Annotated in this window: 21 protein-coding genes; 15 read left to right on the top strand and 6 right to left on the bottom strand. The window is 38.7% G+C overall.

What is annotated here, in order from left to right:
- The first annotated feature begins 137 nt into the window (after positions 1 to 137).
- Positions 138 to 794: a hypothetical protein gene (locus tag IL355_RS17200; protein ID WP_192463340.1), complete on the top strand. Its 657-nt coding sequence runs from the start codon at positions 138 to 140 to the stop codon at positions 792 to 794.
- 75 nt (positions 795 to 869) lie between these two features.
- Here IL355_RS17200 and IL355_RS17195 read toward each other — a convergent pair whose 3' ends face one another.
- Complete coding sequence (locus IL355_RS17195) at positions 870 to 3500, bottom strand: valine--tRNA ligase (protein WP_192463339.1); 2631 nt, start codon at positions 3498 to 3500, stop codon at positions 870 to 872.
- Positions 3501 to 3697: 197 nt separating this feature from the next.
- On the opposite strand from IL355_RS17195, the gene IL355_RS17190 reads away from it, so the two are divergent.
- Positions 3698 to 4084: a DUF1573 domain-containing protein gene (locus tag IL355_RS17190; RefSeq protein WP_187458444.1), complete on the top strand. Its 387-nt coding sequence runs from the start codon at positions 3698 to 3700 to the stop codon at positions 4082 to 4084.
- 48 nt (positions 4085 to 4132) lie between these two features.
- On the opposite strand, the gene IL355_RS17185 is transcribed toward IL355_RS17190, so the two are convergent.
- A complete protein-coding gene (locus IL355_RS17185) occupies positions 4133 to 5440 on the bottom strand; it encodes a PDZ domain-containing protein (protein ID WP_192463338.1) in 1308 nt (435 codons plus the stop codon).
- Between the two features lie 171 nt (positions 5441 to 5611).
- Here IL355_RS17185 and IL355_RS17180 point away from each other — a divergent pair, with 171 nt between their 5' ends.
- From IL355_RS17180 to IL355_RS17140, 9 genes are all read left to right on the top strand, one after another.
- On the top strand, positions 5612 to 6802 hold the full coding sequence (locus IL355_RS17180) for a pyridoxal phosphate-dependent aminotransferase (RefSeq protein ID WP_192463337.1): 1191 nt from the start codon (positions 5612 to 5614) through the stop codon (positions 6800 to 6802).
- A complete protein-coding gene (murB, locus tag IL355_RS17175; protein WP_192463336.1) occupies positions 6802 to 7818 on the top strand; it encodes a UDP-N-acetylmuramate dehydrogenase in 1017 nt (338 codons plus the stop codon). The genes IL355_RS17180 and murB overlap by 1 nt, the downstream gene beginning before the upstream one ends.
- A gap of 207 nt (positions 7819 to 8025) precedes the next feature.
- Positions 8026 to 8592 carry an RNA polymerase sigma factor gene (locus IL355_RS17170; protein ID WP_192463335.1) on the top strand — a complete coding sequence of 189 codons (567 nt, stop codon included), beginning with the start codon at positions 8026 to 8028 and terminating at the stop codon, positions 8590 to 8592.
- Between the two features lie 3 nt (positions 8593 to 8595).
- Positions 8596 to 9354, top strand: coding sequence for an anti-sigma factor (locus tag IL355_RS17165; protein WP_192463334.1), 759 nt, complete (start codon positions 8596 to 8598; stop codon positions 9352 to 9354).
- An 85-nt stretch (positions 9355 to 9439) separates the two neighbouring features.
- Entirely contained in the window at positions 9440 to 9658 is a 219-nt protein-coding gene (locus IL355_RS17160) for a membrane or secreted protein (protein ID WP_192463394.1), read from the top strand.
- A 24-nt stretch (positions 9659 to 9682) separates the two neighbouring features.
- Entirely contained in the window at positions 9683 to 10237 is a 555-nt protein-coding gene (locus IL355_RS17155; protein WP_192463333.1) for an RNA polymerase sigma factor, read from the top strand.
- 129 nt (positions 10238 to 10366) lie between these two features.
- On the top strand, positions 10367 to 11242 hold the full coding sequence (gene lipA, locus IL355_RS17150; RefSeq protein WP_192463332.1) for a lipoyl synthase: 876 nt from the start codon (positions 10367 to 10369) through the stop codon (positions 11240 to 11242).
- 43 nt (positions 11243 to 11285) lie between these two features.
- Positions 11286 to 12296, top strand: a complete 1011-nt coding sequence (gene gap / locus IL355_RS17145; RefSeq protein WP_192463331.1) for a type I glyceraldehyde-3-phosphate dehydrogenase — start codon at positions 11286 to 11288, stop codon at positions 12294 to 12296.
- Positions 12293 to 14536 (top strand): tetratricopeptide repeat-containing hybrid sensor histidine kinase/response regulator, encoded by a 2244-nt coding sequence (locus tag IL355_RS17140; protein WP_225621308.1) that lies wholly within the window; start codon positions 12293 to 12295, stop codon positions 14534 to 14536. Before gap ends, IL355_RS17140 begins: the two co-directional genes overlap by 4 nt.
- Here IL355_RS17140 and lpxK read toward each other — a convergent pair.
- Positions 14517 to 15521: a tetraacyldisaccharide 4'-kinase gene (gene lpxK / locus IL355_RS17135; RefSeq protein WP_192463330.1), complete on the bottom strand. Its 1005-nt coding sequence runs from the start codon at positions 15519 to 15521 to the stop codon at positions 14517 to 14519. The genes IL355_RS17140 and lpxK overlap by 20 nt on opposite strands.
- A gap of 47 nt (positions 15522 to 15568) precedes the next feature.
- On the opposite strand from lpxK, the gene IL355_RS17130 reads away from it, so the two are divergent.
- The gene (locus IL355_RS17130) at positions 15569 to 16663 is read left to right on the top strand and encodes a Nif3-like dinuclear metal center hexameric protein (RefSeq protein WP_192463329.1); all 1095 of its coding nucleotides are present in this window, start codon (positions 15569 to 15571) and stop codon (positions 16661 to 16663) included.
- Between the two features lie 6 nt (positions 16664 to 16669).
- Complete coding sequence (locus tag IL355_RS17125) at positions 16670 to 17449, top strand: zinc ribbon domain-containing protein (RefSeq protein ID WP_187458432.1); 780 nt, start codon at positions 16670 to 16672, stop codon at positions 17447 to 17449.
- Positions 17450 to 17515: 66 nt separating this feature from the next.
- Here IL355_RS17125 and IL355_RS17120 read toward each other — a convergent pair whose 3' ends face one another.
- Complete coding sequence (locus tag IL355_RS17120; protein WP_192463328.1) at positions 17516 to 18856, bottom strand: FAD-dependent oxidoreductase; 1341 nt, start codon at positions 18854 to 18856, stop codon at positions 17516 to 17518.
- A gap of 247 nt (positions 18857 to 19103) precedes the next feature.
- Here IL355_RS17120 and IL355_RS17115 point away from each other — a divergent pair, with 247 nt between their 5' ends.
- On the top strand, positions 19104 to 20636 hold the full coding sequence (locus IL355_RS17115; RefSeq protein WP_192463327.1) for a cryptochrome/photolyase family protein: 1533 nt from the start codon (positions 19104 to 19106) through the stop codon (positions 20634 to 20636).
- A gap of 157 nt (positions 20637 to 20793) precedes the next feature.
- Here IL355_RS17115 and IL355_RS17110 read toward each other — a convergent pair whose 3' ends face one another.
- Positions 20794 to 21342 carry a ClpP family protease gene (locus tag IL355_RS17110; protein WP_192463326.1) on the bottom strand — a complete coding sequence of 183 codons (549 nt, stop codon included), beginning with the start codon at positions 21340 to 21342 and terminating at the stop codon, positions 20794 to 20796.
- A 146-nt stretch (positions 21343 to 21488) separates the two neighbouring features.
- Between IL355_RS17110 and IL355_RS17105 the strand changes: the two genes are divergently transcribed.
- The gene (locus tag IL355_RS17105) at positions 21489 to 22163 is read left to right on the top strand and encodes a hypothetical protein (protein ID WP_192463325.1); all 675 of its coding nucleotides are present in this window, start codon (positions 21489 to 21491) and stop codon (positions 22161 to 22163) included.
- Here the strand turns inward: IL355_RS17105 and IL355_RS17100 are convergent.
- Positions 22156 to 23307: an MFS transporter gene (locus tag IL355_RS17100; protein WP_192463324.1), complete on the bottom strand. Its 1152-nt coding sequence runs from the start codon at positions 23305 to 23307 to the stop codon at positions 22156 to 22158. The two genes, IL355_RS17105 and IL355_RS17100, sit on opposite strands and share 8 nt — an antisense overlap.
- Positions 23308 to 23535 lie beyond the last annotated feature (228 nt).

The raw sequence follows: 23535 nt of genomic DNA, 5'->3' as shown, positions 1-23535 counted from the left end.
TCTTTGGTATTCGTGCATCTGTTCTTAAAGAAGATTATCTAAAAAACACCACATGTCCACATTGCAAATCCAAGGATTCTACTAAGCTGATAGTAAAAGGAAACTATTTCCACTTTTTTTAGATTCCAATTTTACCATTGAACAAGATCATCACAGCCGAATGCAGTCACTGCCGTAGACATTTTAAAAGGAGAGAGTTTACAGCAGATATGGAACATAGCAAAAATGCACTATTACGAGTATCACCAGCCAAAAGACCTCTCTGGCAGGGTTGCGGCTGTCTTGCACTTACGGTACTTTTCGCCATTGTAATGTCTCTATCGCTCTATGGGGTTTACACAAGATCGAAGGATACCAATGAAAAAACCAATATTCAAGACCCAAATTACAACCTGTTACTTTCGGATTTTAAAAAATTAGATGATAAAATGCTGGTTGCTGAAAACGACTCCATTTCTGGTCTTCTTAGAAATAGTATGAACAAGGAAATCGTGAACGGTATTTCCATGAAGGATATCGCTTACTTTTCCAAAAGTAACGGTGAAAAGCTTTTAATACTCTTAAAAATCAAGGATATTAAGAAAATTACTCCCAAGTATCGTAAAGATATTTTAGATGTGGTAGAGGACTGTTTAATTGAGACCCAATTGAACACTACCTTCAATAAACATTACATTGGTATTGAAGGCAGATGGAACACCGTTTTGGTTCGTACACCAATAGAGGAAAACGCAACCGGTAGATTTGCGGACAAAAAGCTACTTCTACCCTTTTACAATCAACAATACCAATAAAAACCGTTGCAAACCAAATTTCCTATTTGTAAGAAATACAATTTACAACGGTCAATCTATAATGTAATAAAGTTGCTATCCCAAACTGGCCAAACTTTTTTCCAAGGTTTCAATTTTAGCCTCGGCATCAGCTTGTTTTTTGCGCTCATTGGCAATTACCTGTTCTGGCGCATTATTTACAAAACGCTCATTTTCAAGTTTCTTTTGAACGGACTTTAAGAATCCACGAGTGTATTTTAACTCCTCTTGAATTTTCTTTACTTCCGCCTCTACATCAATAGCTCCTGAGATGGGTATAAAATATTCATTACTTTTCACCCTAAACGATAAGGAGCCATCTACCCCATTCTCTACGTAAGACACCTCAGAAACGTTGGTAAGTTTTTGAATGACCACATCCCATTTAGCAGAAATATTGCCCTCATTTAAAACGGATAATTGCAACGCCTCCTTGTTAGGGATGTTTTTTTCTTTACGAATGTTGCGTACCCCTGAAACTACCTCTGAAGCAAATTCAAATTCTTGGATCAAATTTTGATCTACCGTTGCAGTACTTGGCCACTTTGCTACAACCAAGGCTTCATCTGGAGTTCTTTCCGTAATATGCTGCCAAACCTCCTCCGTTAAAAATGGCATGAAGGGGTGCAACAATTTTAGGTTATCCTCAAAAAGTGCGATTACCGAATCAAAGGTGGTCTTATCTATCGGTTTTTGGTAGTCTGGCTTAATTATTTCCAATAACCATGAACTATAATCATCCCAAACCAGTTTATAAATGGCCATCAAGGCATCTGAAATTCTATACTTGGAAAAATGGTCCTCAATCTCTGCCAAGGTCTGATTGAATTTGGCCTTATACCATTCTATACCAATTTGCGAAGATACAGGTTGAGCAATATCGGCCACCTCCCAGCTTTTCAGCAACCTAAATCCGTTCCAAATCTTGTTGGCAAAGTTTTTTCCTTGCTGGCATAGATCCTCATCGAACATTAAATCATTTCCTGCAGCAGAACTTAACAACAGTCCTACCCTAACTCCATCTGCACCATAATTTTCAATGAGCTTTAAGGCATCAGGTGAATTACCTAGGGATTTGGACATTTTTCTTCGTTGCTTATCCCGAACCAAGCCCGTAAAATACACATTCTTGAAAGGTCTTTCATCCCGATATTCATAACCGGAAATAATCATTCTGGCTACCCAAAAGAAAATTATATCCGGTCCTGTAACCAAATCACTAGTAGGGTAATAATAATTCACCTCTTTATTATCAGGCTCTATAATACCATTAAAAACACTTATAGGCCACAACCACGATGAAAACCAGGTATCAAGTGCATCTTCGTCCTGCCTTAAGTCTTCTAGGGCCAATGACGTATTCCCAGATTTGTCCTGTGCCAATTTTAGTGCTTCCTCTTTGGTTTCCGCCACTACAAAATCTTCTTGGCCATCCCCAAAATAATAGGCTGGAATCTGTTGCCCCCACCAAAGCTGTCTGGAGATATTCCAATCACGAATATTTTCCATCCAATGGCGGTAGGTGTTCTCAAATTTTTTAGGGAAAAATTTTACCTCATCGGTCTCAAGTACAGCTTTTAAGGCAGGTTTTACCAAATCTTCCATTTTTAGGAACCATTGATCGCTCAAACGTGGCTCAATGACAGCCTTGGTCCTTTCTGAGGTACCTACCTTGTTTACATAGTTTTCCTTCTTAACCAAAAAACCATTTTCTTCCAGTTCTTTGCTTATTTCCTTTCTAACCACAAAACGATCTTTTCCTTCATAATGTAACCCGAAGGAATTTAAGGTTGCGTTGGCATTAAAAATATCTATGGTTTCCAGACCATGTTTTTCCCCAAGGGCTTTGTCATTTATATCATGGGCCGGAGTTATTTTTAAACATCCCGTACCAAATTCAATATCCACATACTCATCTTCAATGATGGGAATAACCCTATTGCAAATAGGCACCACTACCTTTTTTCCTTTCAAGTGAGAGTACCTTTCATCATTGGGATTGATACAAATAGCCGTATCACCTAAAATGGTTTCTGGACGTGTTGTTGCAATGGTAACCGTTTCTTCACTACCTTCAATCGGGTATGACAAATAGTACAATAGACCTTGGCGTTCCTCATAAATAACTTCTTCATCAGAAAGTGTGGTCAAGGCCTCTGGGTCCCAATTGACCATACGATGTCCGCGATAAATCAATCCTTTATTGAACAAATCAACAAACACTTTGATAACGGATTGATACATATCCTCATCCATGGTGAACTTGGTACGGCCCCAATCACATGAACATCCCAATTTCTTCAATTGCTCTAGTATAACCCCTCCATATTCGTTGGTCCAGTCCCAAGCGTGCTTTAAAAACTCATCCCGTGTCAAGTCAGACTTTTCAATGCCTTCCGCTTTAAGTTTGGCAACCACCTTTGCTTCCGTAGCAATGGAGGCATGGTCCATACCTGGTACCCAACACGCATTTTTACCCATGAGTCTTGCCCTTCGGATAAGCACGTCCTGCAATGTATTGTTCAGCATATGCCCCATATGCAGAACCCCTGTTACGTTTGGCGGTGGAATAACGATAGTATATGGTTCTCTTTCATCTGGAGTTGAAAAAAAATAGTTATTCTGCATCCAGTAGTCATACCAATGATTTTCCGCTTTGCGGGGGTCGTATTTTGATGGGATATCCATATTTTGGAATGGTTTTTGACAAGTATGTGTCGGTCCAAAAACAAAAGACCGCCAATGAAGTTTCTGTGTTAATTAATAATGGCAAAAATGCCACTTTATAAATACGAAACAAAAATAAGTAACGTTAACAGATAACAAAAGAATTTTGGAGGTTCATCTGAAAAGATTTATTTTTGAGATTCCCTAAATTTAACAAGATGAAAAAAATAGTACTCGTATTATTTGTTGGCCTACTGGGTTTTACATTAACCGCCCAGGAAAAAGCCGCTAAAATTGAATTTAAGACGGAGACCGTAGATTACGGAGAAATCACCAAAGGTTCAGATGGTGTTCGTGTGTTTGAATTTACCAACACCGGCAAAGCTCCTTTGATTATAAGTAAAGTAAGTTCTAGCTGTGGGTGTACCATCCCTAAAAAGCCAGAAGAGCCTATTTTACCTGGTAAGACCGGTGAAATTCAGGTTAAATACGATACCAATCGTGTTGGGCCTATCAGAAAAGCTATTACCGTAATTTCAAACGCAGATACACCTACCAAGGTGTTAAAGATAAAAGGAGAAGTTAAAGCCTCTGAAGGCAAATAAAATTCTTCTTAAAGAATATTTAAAAACCTCGGCCTACACCGAGGTTTTTTATTGGAATAATTTGGTAAGTTTAAAAGTGAACAACAAATCTGAATTATAACGATCTACCAATAATTTGATTCTTTTACCCTCCTTTTCATTTACCATTTTTACCACATCTTGCAGTTGGTATTTATGAACCCTTTTACCGTTAACGGCCAAAATGACATCTCCCTGGCGCAATCCCGCTTCATGAGCAGGGCTTCCATCCCTAATAGCCGAAATGACAATTTCAGGAACTAGGCTTAATTTTGTCTTATTCTCAAAGATGAGCTGTACATCTCCAAATTGTTTTTCATCTTCCTTGACAATACCCCTATTGTCTGCAATACTCTCCGCAATATAGCGCATACCGTTATGCTGTAGATTCAAACCGCTCAAGTTATAATAAAAGGGCTCCTTAAAAAATTTGTTCCTTTTAAAGGCCATTTGATTTTTAGAATAATCAAAAACGATATCAAATCTTTTCAAAATCTCTCCCCCAAGACTTCCATTTCTATTACCAAAACTATTTATTTCGCTATAGGATAACTCATCAGGAAAGGCTGCTTTAGCATCGGAAATCAAAAAATCTCCTAAGCTTATACCCTTAATTTTTGTCCGTTTCCCATACACTAACCCATTAAGCCCCTTGCCCAAAAAAACATCAAAATGTTTTTCGGGTACCTTGATATGTTCATTCTCAAATAGCCAAACAGCGTCACTACTACCCGTATCTACCAACATGGTAACCGGCAACCCTTTGATTCCGTCCAAAAACAAAGTGCTTTGTACATAAGCCTTTTTATTTCTGATGGCCAATGGCATGGTTTCCATTTTTTTTGATTTCTTGTATTCATACTTCTCCGGGTCAAAAAATTTGATGGTCCTCTTTGCGTAGCTTATATCCACAACAAAATCCCTAAACAACTCATAACCCATTATGCCGTGTATGGTAATACCTAAGGAAGGTGAAAGGTTGATTCCTTTATCCATGACCACATACAACTTCTGACTTTGGTTTACTATATGGTCAATTTTAAAAGTATTGCCCGAAGAACTTAAAGCTTTAATAGGCTCCCCATGACCTACTCCCCGTATGGTAATTTCCGTCACATTATTGATCTGTACAGAATCCTTGCTACTGATATTAAAAAGTATGGGTTGGCTAACCCCGGAATCCAAAAGAAAGTGAAGCTTTGTGCCGTTTACTTCAACGGGAACCACAATAAGATTGTTTACCAACTGAAATTTTAGCTTCTGAAAGCTTTTATCCTGTGGTAATTTAAAGTGCTGACTACAAACCAGCAAAGGTGCTAGCAGTAACAACAATGTCATATTTAGGCTCCAAGTCTTCAATTTTCCTAATATTAATCGCCCTACCTCTAACAATTTAGGAATTTTAAGCCAAATATGCTTGATTTTTAACAATTTACAGTAATTGAATTGAGATGGTAGAATTTAGTTTTATCCGATTGGTTTTAGCATTTTTGTGTAAAATTTAGATTTATGCCAAAAGTGTCCCAGAAGGGAATCTCCATGCCAGAATCCCCTATTAGAAAATTAGTTCCATATGCCGAAGCAGCCAAAAAGAGAGGAATTAATGTAATACATCTCAACATAGGTCAGCCAGATATTAAAACGCCACAAGTGGCTTTGGACGCGGTAAAGAACCACAATTTGGAAGTTGTAGAATACAGCAGAACGGAAGGTTCAGAAGAATACAGAACCAAATTAGCAGCCTACTACGCAAAGTATGACATTCATGTGGATGCCAATGACATTATTGTAACCACCGGTGGATCGGAGGCACTTTCTTTTACCATTGGCAGCATTACAGATTTTGGCGATGAAATTATCATTCCAGAACCCTTTTATGCCAACTATAACGGATTTTCGACGGCCGCGGGAGTAAATGTAGTACCCATTATCTCAAAGATTGATGATAATTTTGCCCTTCCTCCAATTGAAGAATTTGAAAAACTTATTACTGAGAAAACAAAGGCAATTCTAATTTGTAATCCTGGGAACCCTACTGGCTACCTTTACACTCCCGAAGAAATTGCCAAGTTAGCGGCCATTGTTAAAAAGCATGACATTTTTCTTATTGCAGACGAGGTGTATAGGGAGTTTACCTATGACAATCGTTCGCATTATTCTATTTTACAGGAGCCCGATTTAGAGGAAAATGCCATAGTTGTTGATTCTGTTTCCAAAAGATATAGTATGTGCGGTGCACGAATAGGCTGCATGGTTAGCAAGAACAAAGCACTTATAAAGACAGCCATAAAGTTTGCACAAGCACGATTATCACCTCCAACTTTTGCCCAAATTGCAAGCGAAGCAGCATTGGAAACGCCTCAAAGTTATTTTGATGAGGTAAAAGAAGAATATGTTGGCAGACGTGAACTATTGATTCATGAACTGGAAAAAATTGAGGGTGTTACCATTGGAAGACCTCAAGGAGCCTTTTACTGCATTGCACAATTGCCTATAGAAGATTCAGACCATTTCGCCCAATGGCTTTTAAACGATTTTTCAATAAACGGCGAAACGGTCATGGTTGCACCTGCTGCAGGTTTTTACGCTAGCGAAGGCTACGGAAAAAATCAAGTAAGGATTGCCTACGTGCTAGAAAAAGAAAGTCTTAAAAGGGCAGTTGGCATACTAAAGGAAGCTTTGAAGAGTTATAAAGGCTAATGAACATACAATCAAATTTTTCGCTTAAAGCCTACAATACCTTTGGAATAGATGCCAAAGCCAGTTACTTTCTGGAAATTAACAGTATAGAGGATTTAAGAAAGGCTTTTCAACAAGAAACCCATCCAAAAAAATTCATAATAAGCGGTGGGAGCAATATGCTGATAACGCAAGATATAGATGCACTTGTTCTTCATATCAATTTAAAAGGCATTGAAGTAGTGCATGAAACCGAAGAGGACGTAACCTTAAAAATCATGGCGGGGGAAAATTGGCACCAAATGGTCATGTATACTTTGGAAAAAGGTTATGGAGGTTTGGAAAATATGTCATTAATTCCCGGGAATACGGGTACCGCGCCAATTCAGAACATTGGCGCATATGGAGTTGAACTAAAAGATACTTTCGTTAGTTGCGAGGCTATGGACGTGCAAACGCAAACCTTAAAAACTTTTACAAAGGAAGATTGCAAATTTGGTTATAGGGATTCCATTTTTAAAAATGTGGTAAAGGGCAGATATGTAATTACATCCGTCACGCTTCAACTTACAAAAAGAAACCACAAAAAAAATACCTCCTACGGCGCTATAGAAGCAAAATTAAAGGAGAATAACATTTTAGACCCTAGTATTAAGGATATTTCCAACGCGGTTATCGCTATAAGACAGGAAAAACTTCCAGATCCTAAAGTTTTGGGTAATAGCGGTAGTTTTTTTAAGAACCCTGTTATAGACAAAGAAACCTTTACATCCTTTTTGGAGAAGAACCCCAATGCTCCCTTTTACAAGGTATCGGAATCAGAATATAAAATACCTGCGGGTTGGCTTATTGAACAATGCGGGTTCAAAGGTAAAAGATTTGATGATGCCGGGGTGCATAAAAACCAGGCGCTTGTTCTGGTCAATTACGGCAATGCCACAGGAGAAGAAATATTGAAATTGGCCAGAAGGATTATTAAAGAGGTTAAGGAGGTATATGGGATAGACATTGTTCCAGAAGTGAATATCATAAAATAACCCCTGAAGAAAATCTCCAGGGGTTATACCAAACCAAACTAACCAAAAATTAAATGTGCAGTTACCAAGTGCACATTTATTCATTAAAATTTTTGCAAAACACTTATATAAAAATCAATTTTATATTTTAGCGTTTTAACATATACGGGCTAAACTACCACATTGGATGCCGATAATCAAATTTTTTTTTGAGACCTTCCAAAATTTATGAGCACCTTACTTGAAAAACACATAGTTGAATTGCTTCAAGAACGCAATGAAAAAGCCATTTCCCTTCTGTACGAACATTATGGAGATACACTGTTAGGTGTTGCAAATAAGGTAGTTAGAAACGAAGAATTAGCGCAAGATGTATTGCAGGAAAGCTTCGTTAAGATTTGGAAAAAGTCAGATTCCTATGATGCATCAAAGGCAAAACTTTTTACATGGCTTTTTAGGATTACACGAAATACGGCCATAGACAAGTTACGTAGCGTGAATACAAAAAGCGATAAGGAAATCCAAATTGATGTTTCAGACGTATATAATTTAGGCGTCAATAGCACCAGACCGGAGTTTATGGACGTACGTGAGAATCTTGACAAGATAGAACCAAAATACCAGATTGTGCTAGATGCCTTGTTTTTTCAAGGAATGACGCAACAAGAGGCCAGTGATGAACTGGATATTCCGTTAGGAACCATTAAATCACGTTTAAAAATAGGCCTAAGGGAATTAAGAAAGATATATGGCCCAACACTTATTTTGGTTTTATCAATGAACCTGATACCTTAAGACATGAAAGACAAAATAAAACAATTTTTAGACTCGGATATCTTGGAGAAGTACCTCGTTGGCACAGCAAACCAAGAAGAAACCTTGCAAACAGAACGGTACATATCCATGTACCCAGAAGTTAGGGATGCCTACAATGAGCTGCAGGAAAATTTAGAAACCTACGCTAAACTTTACGCTATCAAAGCTCCTGCAGAACTTAAAGATCAAATCCTTAACAGGGTTCGTAAAGAACATGTAGGCCGTAAGAAGTATTATAGATTGGCCATTGCCGCCAGTGTAGCGGTTTTAGTATCCTTTGGGGCCAGCTTTTTCTTTTGGGACCAAAATCAAAGTTTACAGGAAGAGAATAGCATTGTAAATAATAAAATAGATGACCTGGAGGAAACCATGAGGCAGCAGTTGGAAGATGTTAGAAACCAATTTATAGTGCTCCAAAATCCGCAAACTAAAAAGGTTGCAGTCAAAGGAAATAAGAAGGCAAAAGAATTAAAGGCAGTTGCCTATATTAATCCGGTAAAAAGGCTTTCATACATTAACGTAAGTAAATTGCCCAATTTACCGGAAGACCAATGTTATCAAATGTGGGCCGAGGTAAACGGAGAAATGGTCAACCTAGGAATCATACATGAGGCAGATAGCCAAGAAAAACTTTTAGCCCTTCCCTATGCAGACAAGGCCATTAGTTACATCACTATTGAACCAAAAGGCGGAAACCAGACTCCAACAGTAGAAAATATTGTTGCCAATCTGGCCTATTAAAAATCAACTATAGACACTTTTATTTCCTAAGCCTCGAAACTTTTGTTTCGGGGCTTATTTTGTATCTTTGCACAAAAGAAACAATATGAAGTTGCTATTATTGACCGTTGGATTAATGGCAGTGGCCTTTGCCGGGATAGCTATTAAAATATGGGCCAAGAAAGACGGTAAATTTGCAGGCACCTGCGCCAGCCAAAGCCCGTTCCTGAACAAGGAAGGCGAAGCATGCGGTATGTGCGGTAAGATGCCAGATGAGCAGGAATGCCGCAAAGACAATAACCAAGAACTTCAGACTCAGCTATAACTTTCCCAATAAACCGCTTCCCGTTTGGCAGAAACAAATGACACACAAGCCACTATCAAAAAGGCGCTAGCAGGAAGCCAAATTGCTTTTAGTAATTTACTTGATACATTTTGGAACGGTGTTTACGGCTTTCAATTAAAACGCACCGAGAATGAGAACGATGCCGAGGACATCACCATACAGACGTTCTCCAAAGCTTTTGATAAACTTCACACTTACGATAGTAAATACGAGTTTAAAACATGGCTTATAGCCATTTCCAAAAACATTCATGTAGACCTTATACGAAAGCGAAAAAAAAGCCTTGAGACAGGTGAAAACCAAGAGTCAGTAAAAAAAGTGCTGGATGACGCCCCTACCGCCGAAGATGTTCTGATAACGGAACAAAATCTAGCCACCCTACTTTCCCATATTAAAAAGCTTAAACCTCACTACCAAGAGGTAATCAACCTTAGGTATTTTAAAGAATTGAGTTATGCAGAAATTGCGGAACAACTCAATGAACCTATCAACAACGTTAAAGTAAAGATTTTACGGGCCAAAAAACTTTTAGCGCAGGTTATCAAGGGTAAAAAATAGCATAAAAAGAATACCTTGTCCACCTAATTTAGCAACCTTCTTTTTCGGAATCCAGTTCTTATCAGCTGGCTTCTTCCAGTGCGAGAAAACCTTTAATTGTTCGTATATTTGTACAAAATAAATGAACGTATGAGTACAGATACCGTAGCAAGTGTAGCACCTCCAAAAGGGAAACCGAAATGGCTTAGGGTCAAGCTTCCAACCGGAAAGAAATACACGCAGCTTAGAGGTTTGGTAGACAAATATGACTTACACACCATTTGCACTTCTGGGAGTTGTCCCAATATGGGCGAATGTTGGGGAGAAGGTACGGCTACCTTTATGATTTTGGGGAATATTTGTACCCGTTCTTGCGGTTTTTGCGGTGTTAAGACCGGTAGGCCTACTACGGTAGATTGGGCAGAACCGGAGAAGGTGGCCCGTTCCATTAAAATTATGGGTATTAAGCACGCGGTTATCACTTCGGTAGATAGAGATGATTTAAAGGACATGGGGTCTATCATTTGGGCAGAGACCGTAAAGGCAATCCGTAGAATGAACCCTTCCACTACACTGGAAACGTTAATTCCCGATTTTCAAGGCATAGAAACCCATCTGGATAGAATTGTAAAGGTGGCTCCAGAAGTGGTCTCGCACAATATGGAAACCGTAAAAAGGCTTACCAGGGAAGTGCGTATACAAGCCAAATACGAGCGCAGCCTAGAAGTACTCAGGTATCTTCGCGAAAGTGGTGTAAACAGGACCAAATCTGGGATTATGCTTGGTTTGGGGGAATTGGAAGAAGAGGTTATTGAGACCATGGAAGATTTGAGAAATGCCAAGGTAGATGTAGTTACCATTGGTCAGTACCTTCAACCTTCAAAAAGACATTTGCCCGTTAAAGAATTCATACTCCCAGAACAATTTAAAAAATATGAGGAAATAGGGTTGAAAATGGGCTTTAGACATGTGGAAAGCGGTGCCTTGGTAAGATCGTCTTACAAAGCACATAAACACATCGACTAACTTTACCTCAAACGGAAACCTAGTTTTTCCCTCCAGTTACCTTATGAAAACTACCAAAATAGGCATTAATGGTTTTGGCCGAATTGGTCGTACCCTATTCAGGTTGTTAAATGAACATCCAGAATTGGAGGTCGTGGCAATCAACGATCTTGCAGATGCCAGAACCTTATCACATTTACTAAAGTTTGACAGTATTCACGGTATTTTTAATGCTGAGGTAGCTTACCGGGATAAAAAAATCTTGGTAGACGAAAAGGAAATCCACCTTTTTAATTGTACCGAACCAAAGGATATCATGTGGTCCGATTTTGCTGTGGATATTGTAGTTGAAAGTACAGGTAAGTTCAAAACAAAAGATCAGTTGGAGGCCCATTTTACAAATGGGGCCAAAAAAGTAATTTTATCGGCTCCCCCATCCGATGAAAATATTCCTATGATAGTCATGGGGGTGAACGAGGAAATCCTGGAATCTGGCGATGCTGTTATTTCCAACGCCTCCTGTACAACGAACAATGCAGCTCCTATGATCAAAGTGATAGATGAGCTTTGCGGTATTGAACAGGCCTACATTACCACCATACATTCATATACCAGTGACCAAAGTTTGCATGATCAACCACATAAAGACCTGAGAAGAGCCCGCGCCGCAGGTCAATCCATTGTTCCCACCACCACTGGAGCCGCCAAAGCTCTCACCAAAATTTTCCCCCATTTGGCAGATGTCATAGGAGGATGCGGGATTAGAGTACCCGTACCCAACGGCTCTTTAACAGATATCACCTTTAACGTAAAAAGGGAAACTACCATAGAAGAAGTAAATACATCTTTTAAAAAAAATTCGCTTAGTGGATTGAAAAACATACTTTTATATAGCGAACACCCATTAGTTTCCATTGACATAAACAATAGTTGTCATTCTTGTACGTTTGATTCTGAGATGACCTCTGTAATAGGAAAGATGGTAAAAATAATTGGTTGGTATGACAACGAGACCGGTTATAGTAGTAGGATTATAGATTTAATTCAGTTGTTGAGACGCAAAAATTACGTTTGAAGTTCGACTTAATAAATAGAAACAATTATAACGTTTTAGTATTTTTTGCCCTGCTCCTATTTTCTTTCGGGGGCGTGGCCCAAGAAGCTATTACACAGAAACAGGATACGGTAGAACTGTTAGACCCGAAGATTCATTTTGAAAGGGCGAGGGAGTATAGTAATCGCAATGAAACCGATCTTGCCTTAGAAGAACTTGAAAAAGCTTCCAAATCTGCAGAAGAAAGGGAAGACGTAAAAGCACTTATAGACAGCTACCAAGCTCATGCCTTACTTTATTTAAAACTTTATAAAGAAGAAACTACCTATTTCTTTTGGGATCGGGCCAAAGCACTTCTAAAGGATATTGAATATCCCTCGGGAGATGCCATGCAAAAATACATAGAGGCCATTTTGCTCTTTCACGATGGTAAAAATTTTCAGGCCATTTTTCTGTTAAATGAAGCCAAACAGCTAAATAACGACCGTAATTTCTTTAACAACATACTTTTAGCGGAAGCTCAGATTTATATGAAGCTTGAAAAGTATGAGAGCGCAGCAAAGAACTTCAATTCCCTTATTGTAAATACTGATATTTACGAAAGTGACTTTCTGGCCGCCAGAGCCTTTTTAGGTTTGGCAGAGCTGAATTTTAAGACCAACAAATGGGAAGAAGCGGCAAAGAACGGTGAGGAAGCTCTTAAAATAGCTAAAAGGAATGCCTTCTCACAAGAGATTTGGGAAGCAAACGAAATGCTTAGCAGAATTTATGAGTCTTTAGGTAAATATAATCTATCACTGGCGAACAACAAAAATCTTCTTTATATACGCGACTCTTTGTTCAACATAGCAAAAATGAAAACGGAGAGTAAAACGGCCGAAAAAATTCAGTTTGATTTTATGAGTGACGAAATTAGGCGTCAAGAACAGAAAATAGAAGAATTAAACGAATCCAAGAACCAATCGGATATTGCGGCCATTCTAACCTCTGCCCTCCTCATTATCATTACGCTATTAGCAGTTTCCTTATTTAGGAACAATCAAATAAAACTAAAGACCAACGACCTTCTACAAACAAAAAACACAGAACTCAAGGCAGCCAGAGATGCGGCGGTCACCGCCATGGAAGCTAAAACCAACTTCCTTTCAACTGTAAGTCATGAGTTGAGAACTCCTTTATATGCCGTAACCGGTCTTACGCATCTACTGCTGGAAGAGAATCCGAGTGAGAACCAAAAAGAACATCTAAAGGCCTTAAAATTTTCTGGAGACTATTTACTTAATTTCATCAATGATATTTTACAAATAAATAAAATTGATGCCGATAAACTGGAGCCGCTCCATGTGGAGTTCAATCTTAAAAAGGTACTTCAAGAAACCATAGATTCGCTTCACCAAAGCGCACAAAACAACAAAACCAAACTCATACTTGAATATGATGAAAACATTCCTTCCCATTTACTTAGTGACCCAATAAAACTATCGCAAATCTTCATCAACTTGGTGGGTAACGCCCTTAAGTTCACTAAAAATGGAGAGGTGAAGGTAATGGCCAAAATGCTGAGTAAGGACGAGGAAAATGTACGTTTGTATTTTGAGGTACAAGACAACGGCATTGGCATCTCCAAGGATCAACAGGAGAACATATTTGAAGGTTTTGAACAGGGTTCCATCCAAATTAATCGTGAATATGGTGGTTCTGGTCTTGGTTTAACCATTGTAAAAAGTTTATTAGGCTTATTTGACAGTAAAATTCAACTAGAAAGCGAATTAGGTAAAGGGAGTCGCTTCTTTTTTGAGCTGGACGTGAAGAGCAAGGATGCTTTGGTAGATGAGGTTTCATTTGAATTGACAGAGGAAGATTTTGATTTTAAAGGACTTCATATTCTCATCGTTGAAGACAATAAAATCAATCAGGTAATCACTAAAAAAATGCTTACCAAAAAAGAAATTACCAGTGATATTGCCAATCACGGTGGGGAAGCCATTGATCTTGCCAAGGAAAATACCTATGATGCCATTTTAATGGATATTCATATGCCTGGAATTGGAGGGGAAGAAGCCACTATTGAAATTAGGAAGTTTGATCAAAAAACGCCTATTGTGGCTTTGACAGCAATTTCTTTGGATGACAGTTTGGAAAGCTTTTATGCCGCTGGTTGCAATGATGTAATCACCAAACCTTTTAAACCGGAAGTTTTTTATCAAAAAATTGGGGAGAACATTTTTAACAACAAGAATCTTAAGAATTCTGTTGTATAACCGCTGTAATCTCATTTAGGAGCACACCTTCATCCTCTTCATAAAACTTGTGTTCCACAGAAATGTACCAAAGATTGGCTACCTTATCCTTTAATCTAACATAATCCTTTTCAGTAGTAAGGACAAATTCCTTGGAGTTCAATTCCCTTATTTCATCCCCAGAAAAATAATGATGGTCGGCAAAGCATAGATGCTCAAAAGTAAGGCCACGCCCCTTTAAATAACTTACCAAGGGTTTAGGGTTGGCAATGCCGGTAACCAGCGTTATATCTTTAAAGTTAATCTCTTGTAACGAAATTTCATTTTTGCCCAACAACATCGTACCATATTCAAAATAACAAAATAGAACAATCTGATTGGCTTTTGGTTTCAATTTGCCCCTAATTGCCTTCCGCTTTTCTAAACTTAGATTCTTTGGGCATTTGGTCACAACAATCACTTGCGCCCTCTGCGCTTGATTCCTTGCATCCCTTAAATCGCCAGTTGGCAAATACCAGTCATTTACGTACAGATTATCATAAGGAGTTAGCAAGATATAAGAGTGGCAGCTCACCTTTCTATGCTGAAAAGCATCATCCAATAATATGACTTCGGGAGAAATTAAAGATTGTAACTTCGCTATCCCGTTTTGCCTATCAGCGTCTACGGCCACAGAAATATTCCGGAATTTGGAATATATCTGAAATGGCTCATCGCCCATTTCTTCAACAGAAGTGTTTTCATTCGCCAATAAAAACCCAGAAGATTTTCTTTTATATCCACGGCTTAACAACGCTACTTTATACTGCTCCCTTAACCTCTTAATTATAAACTCGGCCATAGGTGTTTTTCCGGTACCCCCAACGCTCAGGTTACCAATACAAATTGTAGGTGTGGTAAATTTCTTGGAAGAAAGCCAACCCCTATCATAAAAATAATTGCGTACATATACCACCAAGGCATATATAAGTGAAACCGGGAAAAGGATTTTTCTAAGCAGTTGCATTTAGGCGAAATTATAATATTTTATCTTTAGACGATAGAAATTGAATAATGACAATAAAAGAAATAACCTCAATTCTCGAAGAATTGGCGCCTTTGGGCAATGCTGAAGATTTTGATAATGTAGGTCTGTTGGTGGGTGACAAAAACATGACTGTTAGTAGAGTTCTAGTAACCTTGGATACCTTGGAAAAGGTCGTTGATGAAGCCATAGAAAACAATTGCAATCTGATTGTAAGCTTTCACCCTATTATTTTTAGCGGACTTAAAAAAATTACGGGTTCCAATTATGTGGAAAGGGTGGTCCTAAAAGCAATTAAGAATGATATTGCCATTTATAGCATGCATACGGCACTGGACAATGTACAGCAAGGGGTAAATGCCAAAATTTGCGAAGTATTAGGCATACGAGACCCAAAAATCTTGATTCCTAAAAAAAATACGTTACAAAAACTGACCACCTATGTCCCCAAAGCGCAAGCACAGAAAATTCTTGAGGCACTTTTTAAGGCAGGTGCGGGACATATAGGCAACTACAACAATTGTAGCTTTAGCGTAAATGGTCTTGGAAGTTACGAGGCTAAGGAAGGTGCCAACCCAACAATTGGTAAAATAGGCGAAACCCATTACGAGGAGGAAACCATGGTAAGTGTCGTATTTCCATCGATTGTAAAAAATAATGTAGTAAGCGCACTCATGGAGGCTCATCCCTATGAGGAAGTTGCCTATGATATTTCCATCATGGAAAATACCAATCAACATGTGGGAATGGGGATGATCGGTTCTTTGGATACGGCAAAAGAGGAAGAAGCCTTTTTACAATTTGTAAAAGACCAAATGAATGCCAAAGTGGTCAGACACTCTGCCCTAAGGGGTAAAAAGGTAAAAAAAGTGGCCGTTTTGGGCGGTAGTGGGGCCTTTGCCATAAATGCCGCCAAGGCTGCCGGGGCAGATGTATATATTACTGCCGATGTTAAATACCACGAGTTTTATCAAGCTGAAAACCAGTTGGTGATTGCAGATATTGGCCACTATGAGACCGAACAGTTTACAAAAAATTTATTAGTTGACTATCTTACAAAAAAAATTCCTAATTTTGCAGTCCGTTTATCGGAAAGTAAAACCAATCCCATCAAGTATTTATAAAAATTTATGGCAAAAAAAGAAGACGCTACAGTAGAACAAAAACTTAGGGCTTTGTATGACCTGCAATTGATCGATTCAAGGGTGGATGAAATACGCAACGTTCGAGGAGAGTTGCCACTGGAAGTTGAGGATTTGGAAGATGAAGTAACTGGACTCAAAACCAGGATAGACAAATTAAAGACTGATGTGGAAACCATCAACTTTGAAATTGGTGCTAAGAAAAACTTGATCGAGGAAGCCAAAGCATTGATCAAAAAATACGGCGAACAACAAAAAAATGTTCGTAACAGTAGAGAATTCAACTCTATAAGCAAGGAATTGGAGTACCAAGAACTTGAAATTCAATTGGCCGAAAAGAACATCAAGGAATTTAAGGCACAGATTGAACAAAAGAAAGTGGTTATCTCTGAAACCAAAGAGCGTCTTTCTGAGCGTGAGGCACACCTAAAGCATAAAAAAGGTGAATTGGATGCTATTCTCGCGGAAACCGAAAAGGAAGAGCAGGCGCTTTTAGAAGAATCAGAAAAGTACCAGAACAATATAGAGGAACGCTTAGTAAAAGCATATGCCCGTATACGTAACAATGTGAAAAACGGTCTTGCGGTTGTTCCAATTGAAAGAGGAGCTTCTGGTGGTTCTTTCTTCACTATCCCTCCGCAGGTTCAAGTAGAGATTGCTTCCCGCAAAAAAATCATCACAGATGAGCACAGTGGTAGAATTTTGGTAGACCCCGTTCTAGCAGAAGAAGAACAGGAAAAAATGCAAAAGCTTTTTACGAAACTTTAATTCGTAAAACAACTAAATAAAAAACCGCTCCAAAAGAGCGGTTTTTTTATGTCTAGACTTTAGGGCTTACAGAAGGGATAACATCTTTTCCTCTACTTCTATACTGTTCCACTTCTCCTCAATTTCAGGCATTTTCATAACTTCCTGCATTATGTTTTCTTGGGCATCCCCTTCTGCAAGAGCTTCCGCATAGGGTCTGGATGAAAATGTGACCCTACTATAGGCAGGAACCCATTTATCTGGATGCTTGGAGGCAAAATGCTTTTCTATCTTTTTCTGTAACAGGAATTTTGGGTCGGCCGTTTTACTGCTCATTTCAATAAAATTACGGTAACTCAATTCCGCAATGGCATCGGCATTAGGCTTTCTCTTTTCTTGGTAATTCTTAAAAATAGCATGCCAATCATCTCCATGAACTTTTATAAGCTCGTTCAGAACAAAGATATCCTCAAAACCGGCATTCATTCCCTGACCATAAAATGGCACTACGGCATGGGCAGAATCGCCCACCAAAGCCACCTTGTCCCAATAGGTCCACGGATAACACTTCATGGTTACCAAAGCACTGGTTGGGTTTTTGAAAAAATCACCTAAAAGGTCATCTATTACCTGCCTTACGTTAGGAAAATACTCTTTAAAGAAGTTTTTCGCATCCTCCTCTGTCTGCAGGCTTTCAAAAGAAATTTCGCCTTCAAAGGGCAAAAACAAGGTACATGTAAAACTTCCGTCCAAGTTGGGCATAGCAATTAACATAAACTTTCCTCGGGGCCAAATATGAAAAGAATGTTTATCCAATTGATGGGTTCCGTCCGCATTGGGAGGGATGGAAAGTTCCTTGTAACCTACATCTATAAAATCTTGGGAATAGTCAAATCTACTGCGTCTTTGCATTTTATGGCGAACACGGGAGAAAGCTCCATCACAACCAAAAATAAGGTCATACTTATATTCTTTCCACTCCCCTTTTTCACTTTCACCTGTGAAAACTTTTGCTTCCGGAAGGTCTACGTCCCAAACCTTTTCCTCAAAGCGGAATTCTACTCCCTGTTCTTCCGCAAGGTCAATCATTTTTTTGTTGAGTACCCCACGCGAAATAGACCAAATGGCTTCCCCTTCCTTCCCATATTTTTGAAAATATAAAGGCTGGTCAATAACGTGCATGGCTCGCTTATCCAAAGGAATGGCAATTTTCCTTATTTCATCATCAATACCAACATGTTCCAAAGCGTTCCAACCTCTATTGCTCATAGCCAAATTAATGGAACGGCCAGAAAAGGTTATATTCCTGATATCGGGTCTGCGATCAAAAACAGTAATACTATGCCCTAATTTTTTAAGATAAATTGCCAATAGTGATCCTACAAGTCCGGAGCCTATTATGGCAATGTTTTTAGGAGTTTGAGTCATAAATATGTAAATGCCGCCCTTTTTAAGAGTAAGGGTATCAAAAGCTTACCTAATTAAAAGGTATTGAAAACTTTTTAATCATACGGCAGAAAGCCCTTATTCATGGCTAGCGGACGTATGGAGTTGAGTGATTAAACAAATCAATAAAAACAAATATAGTGCTAAAAGCGGTTCATATAAAATTTGAAAGGGTCAACCGTATTCTCGTTTACCTATTTACTTGCAACTGAAACCTAGGCCGTACGAAATGAAAACGCTAAGATTGATTTTGGGCGATCAGCTCAACCAAAAACATAGTTGGTTCCAAAAAGTGGACGATGATGTAGTTTACCTCATGGCAGAAATGCGCCAAGAAACGGACTATGTAAAACACCATATTCAAAAGGTTGTAGCCTTTTTTAGTGCCATGCGCCATTTTAAGGATGAAATGTCTGATAAAGGACATCAGTTCATCTATTTTAAATTAACGGACGCTAACAATCCACAAAAGCTGGATGACATCATTAAAAAAGCTCTAAAACAAACAAAGGCCGAAAAATTTGAATATCTACTTCCAGATGAATATCGATTGGACGAGCAGCTTACATCCATTTGCAATAATTTAGATGTAGACACCAACTTTGAAGACACAGAACATTTTTACACTATCAGATACGAGGTAAAGAACTTTTTTTCCAATAGAAAAACCTTGGTCATGGAAAGTTTCTACCGGATGATGCGCAAAAAACACGGTGTAATGATGAACAATGACCAACCGGAAGGCGGTAAATGGAACTTTGACCAGAGTAACAGAAAAAAGTGGAGCGGAGAGCCTGAAATTCCACATGAGAGAGGGTTTAGAAAGGATGTGACGGACATTGTTGACGATTTGGAGAAGGCGGAGGTAATCACATTTGGGAATATTGAACCTAAAAATTTCAATTGGCCGGTATCTAGGGCAGATGGCCTATCAGTCTTAAATTATTTTTGCAAAAACTTACTAGAACACTTTGGAGACTATCAAGATGCCATGCATACAACGGAGAAATTTCTTTTCCACTCTCGCTTGTCTTTTGTCATGAACAGCAAATTAATTTCCCCAAAAGAAGTGATAGATAAAGTGCTCGTTTTCTATTATGAGCACAAAGAACAAATAGACATTAGCCAAGTAGAAGGATTTGTGAGGCAGATTTTAGGATGGCGCGAGTATATGCGTGGCATTTATTGGAAGGAGATGCCGGGTTACGCCCAACTCAACAAACTGGAAAACATGAACCAATTACCGGATTTTTATTGGACAGCGAACACTAAAATGAACTGTCTCAAAAACAGTATTCAGCAAAGTCTGGATGAGGCCTACGCACACCATATTCAACGTTTGATGATTACTGGAAACTATGCCTTGCTAACCATGATTGATCCGCAAGAGGTAGATGATTGGTATCTGGGCATATATATAGACGCAATTGAATGGGTAGAAATTACCAATACCAGGGGTATGAGTCAATTTGCGGACGGAGGCATTGTAGGTACCAAACCCTATGTAAGCAGCGCCAACTACATCAACAAAATGAGTAATTATTGTAAAGAATGCTCCTACTCCCACACTAAAAAGTTAGGTGAAAAGGCCTGCCCCTTTAACGCGTTGTATTGGAATTTTTTGGATGAAAAAAGAGCCCATTTTAAGGATAACAATCGCATGGCCATGATGATGAACTTGCTGAACAAAAAAGATAACAAAGAGCTATTGGAATTAAAGAAACGAGCACAGGAAGTAATTGACCATCCGGAGCGATTTTAAATCTTAGTATTTATTTAACGGACGCGTGTAAGCCATTTACAATGAACAAAACGTATATAATTTAAACTTCCGCGAGAGCGTCTATATATATCCAAAAAAAAGTCCTTCACAATACAGTTGCGAAGGACTTTTTTATGAGGTGATTCTGTGTTTAGATTTACTCCAAAATACCGTCCACTATACCATATTCTATGGATTCTTGAGCGTTCATCCAATAATCCCTATCAAAATCCTTGAGTACTTTCTCATAGTCTTGACCACAATTATCGGCCAAAATTCTAGCACTCAATTCTTTCGTTTTAATAATTTCCTTTGCCTGAATCTCAATATTGGAAGCTTGGCCTCTTGCCCCACCACTTGGCTGATGAATCATAACCTGTGCATGTGGCTGTATAAAACGTCTTCCCTTTTTTCCTACGGAAAGCAAAATAGATCCCATACTTGCCGCCAAACCGGTGCAAATAGTTGAAACCGGACTCTTTAATGACTTTATAGTATCATACATGGCAAAACCAGAAGTAACGTATCCACCAGGGCTATTGATGAACAGCTGTATCTCTTTATTATTCTGCATGTCAAGGTACATTAAGCGATCAATTACGTGCTTGGCAGAATCGTCATCTACCATGCCCCATAGGAATACTTTTCTTTCTTCCAATAATTTTTCATCTATAGCTTCTTGTACTTTTCCTTTTTTAGAACTCATTTTATCTTTTTTGATATAGTCAAAATTACGCAAATTATTTCAATGCCTAACCAGCACTTTTTCCTCATAATAGCAAAAAAAAGCTACCGGTATACCATCCAATACTTAGTTACAAAATACTGTATCTTTGAAAAAAACCAATGATTATGAAAAACTTTTTTATCCTTTCTTTAATGGCCTCCGTCTTAACTATTTCTTGTAAAGAAGCCCCAAAAAAGGAAGTTGAAGGCCCAGTTAAGGAACTTTCCATACTTGAAAAAATTGCCTACGCCAACGGCTATGAAAATTGGAAAAACGTACAAGAACTTAAATTTACGTTTAACGTAGATAGAGACACTACCCATTACGAAAGATCTTGGATATGGAAACCAAAAGCCAATGAAGTAACTGCCATTTCCGGTGATGAAAGCCTTACCTATAATCGCAGTGATATGGATAGCCTTGCCTACGAGAAAAATGGTGGTTTTATAAATGACAAATATTGGCTCATGGCACCTATAAATATTCTTTGGGACCAAAATAGCATCAGCACGGAACATTCAGAAAATGTGGAAGCACCTATCAGCAAAAAGAACATGCAAAAGCTAACCATCGTTTATGGGCAAGAAGGAGGTTACACCCCTGGGGATGCCTATGATTTCTATTTTACGGACGATTTTATGGTAAAGGAATGGGTCTTTAGAAAGGGCAACCAAGAAGAGCCTTCCATGACCACCACTTGGGAGGACTATCAAGACAAGGGCGGATTAAAACTGGCGCACATGCACCAAAATGAAGAAGGGAACTTTAAGCTGTATTTTACAGGGGTAGAGGTCAATTAGAAGACTTTTTTTGAAGAATTACAGTAGATAGCAATATAGCGCTTGAGCAGACCAACAAAACTATAAAGCAGGTAAACAAGGAAGAAGTATCCGCAATAAAACCAATTATAGGCGGTGCCGCCAAAAAGCCGGCATAACCTGTTCCGGCTATAAAGGAAACACCCTTGGAGGAATCAACGCCCTTTACATTTCCTCCAATTCTAAAAACTTCCGGTACTATAACCGAGAAGCCAAGTCCGCTAAGGGCAAATCCTGCAATAGCCATATGTGTTTGAGTCGTAAGCACCAAACCGTACCCAAGCATGACCAAAATGGAGGCCAATGCCACCATTTTTATCGAACCCAATTTAGAACTGATGCCATCGCCTAAAAATCTACCTACGGTCATGGTCACCTGAAAACCTAAAAAACCAGCACCCCATAAAAATTCCGGGGCCAAACTCACTTCCTTTAAGTATAGACCGCTCCAATCCACTATAGCACCCTCGCTTCCCATTGAAAAAAAAGAAATAAGTCCCAGTAATATCAAAGGTTTGAACAAAGACCAATTAAAGCCATCGTTTTCTTCACTGGGAGCGACCACATTCTTATATCGATTAAAAAAAGTCAAATTCACCACCAAAACCAACAAAATAGCTAATAGCATGTGAAGAGGAGGGTTCCCAAGGGGACCAATCAAAAAACTACCTAGACCGGCCAAAACCCCGCCCAAACTGAAAAAACCGTGGGAGGCGGACATAAATTTTTCCTTATCTTCTTTTTCTATCTCGGTAACCAAGGTGTTCATTGAAATATCCGTGAATCCGTTACAAATACCAAAAAGGAACAACGAAGCAGCCAGTGAGTAATAATTAGGCACCAGTAACGGCAAAATTGCGGTAAGACAACTAAGAAGTACACCTGCCCTAGTGGCTTTCCCAACGCCCATTTTATCAATGATTTTTGAGGCAAATGGAAATATGGTAAAAACCCCGAGGGCCAGAAAGAACAGGGCAATTCCTAGTTGAGACTTGTCTATCCCCAATTTATCCTTTACCGTAGGGATATAAATGGCCCATGTTCCAAAAAGAATATTAATACTGGCAAAAACCCATGAGGGACCAAAATAGCGCGGATTGGTTAGAATTAATAAAAGTGATTTCATGTTGGTTGTGGAATAGACCAACGAATATAATGGATTATACCAAAGGAAATCTTCTTCATTCTAACGGAAATTTAACCTACATCTAGGTCCGGACAAACTAACCCATTGACTAATAACAACTTACAAAATCCAATTAATTAAGTAAGTATTTTCTGAAAAATTTAAGAATATGTTAATTAAATATCAATAATTTTATATTATCCGTTAGACGCTTCCAACCCCTATACA

Source organism: Euzebyella saccharophila, assembly GCF_014855495.1.
Taxonomy (GTDB): Bacteria; Bacteroidota; Bacteroidia; order Flavobacteriales; family Flavobacteriaceae; genus Euzebyella; species Euzebyella saccharophila.
Note: the sequence above shows the minus strand (reverse complement) of the source record. Positions and strands in the feature narration are given on the sequence as shown.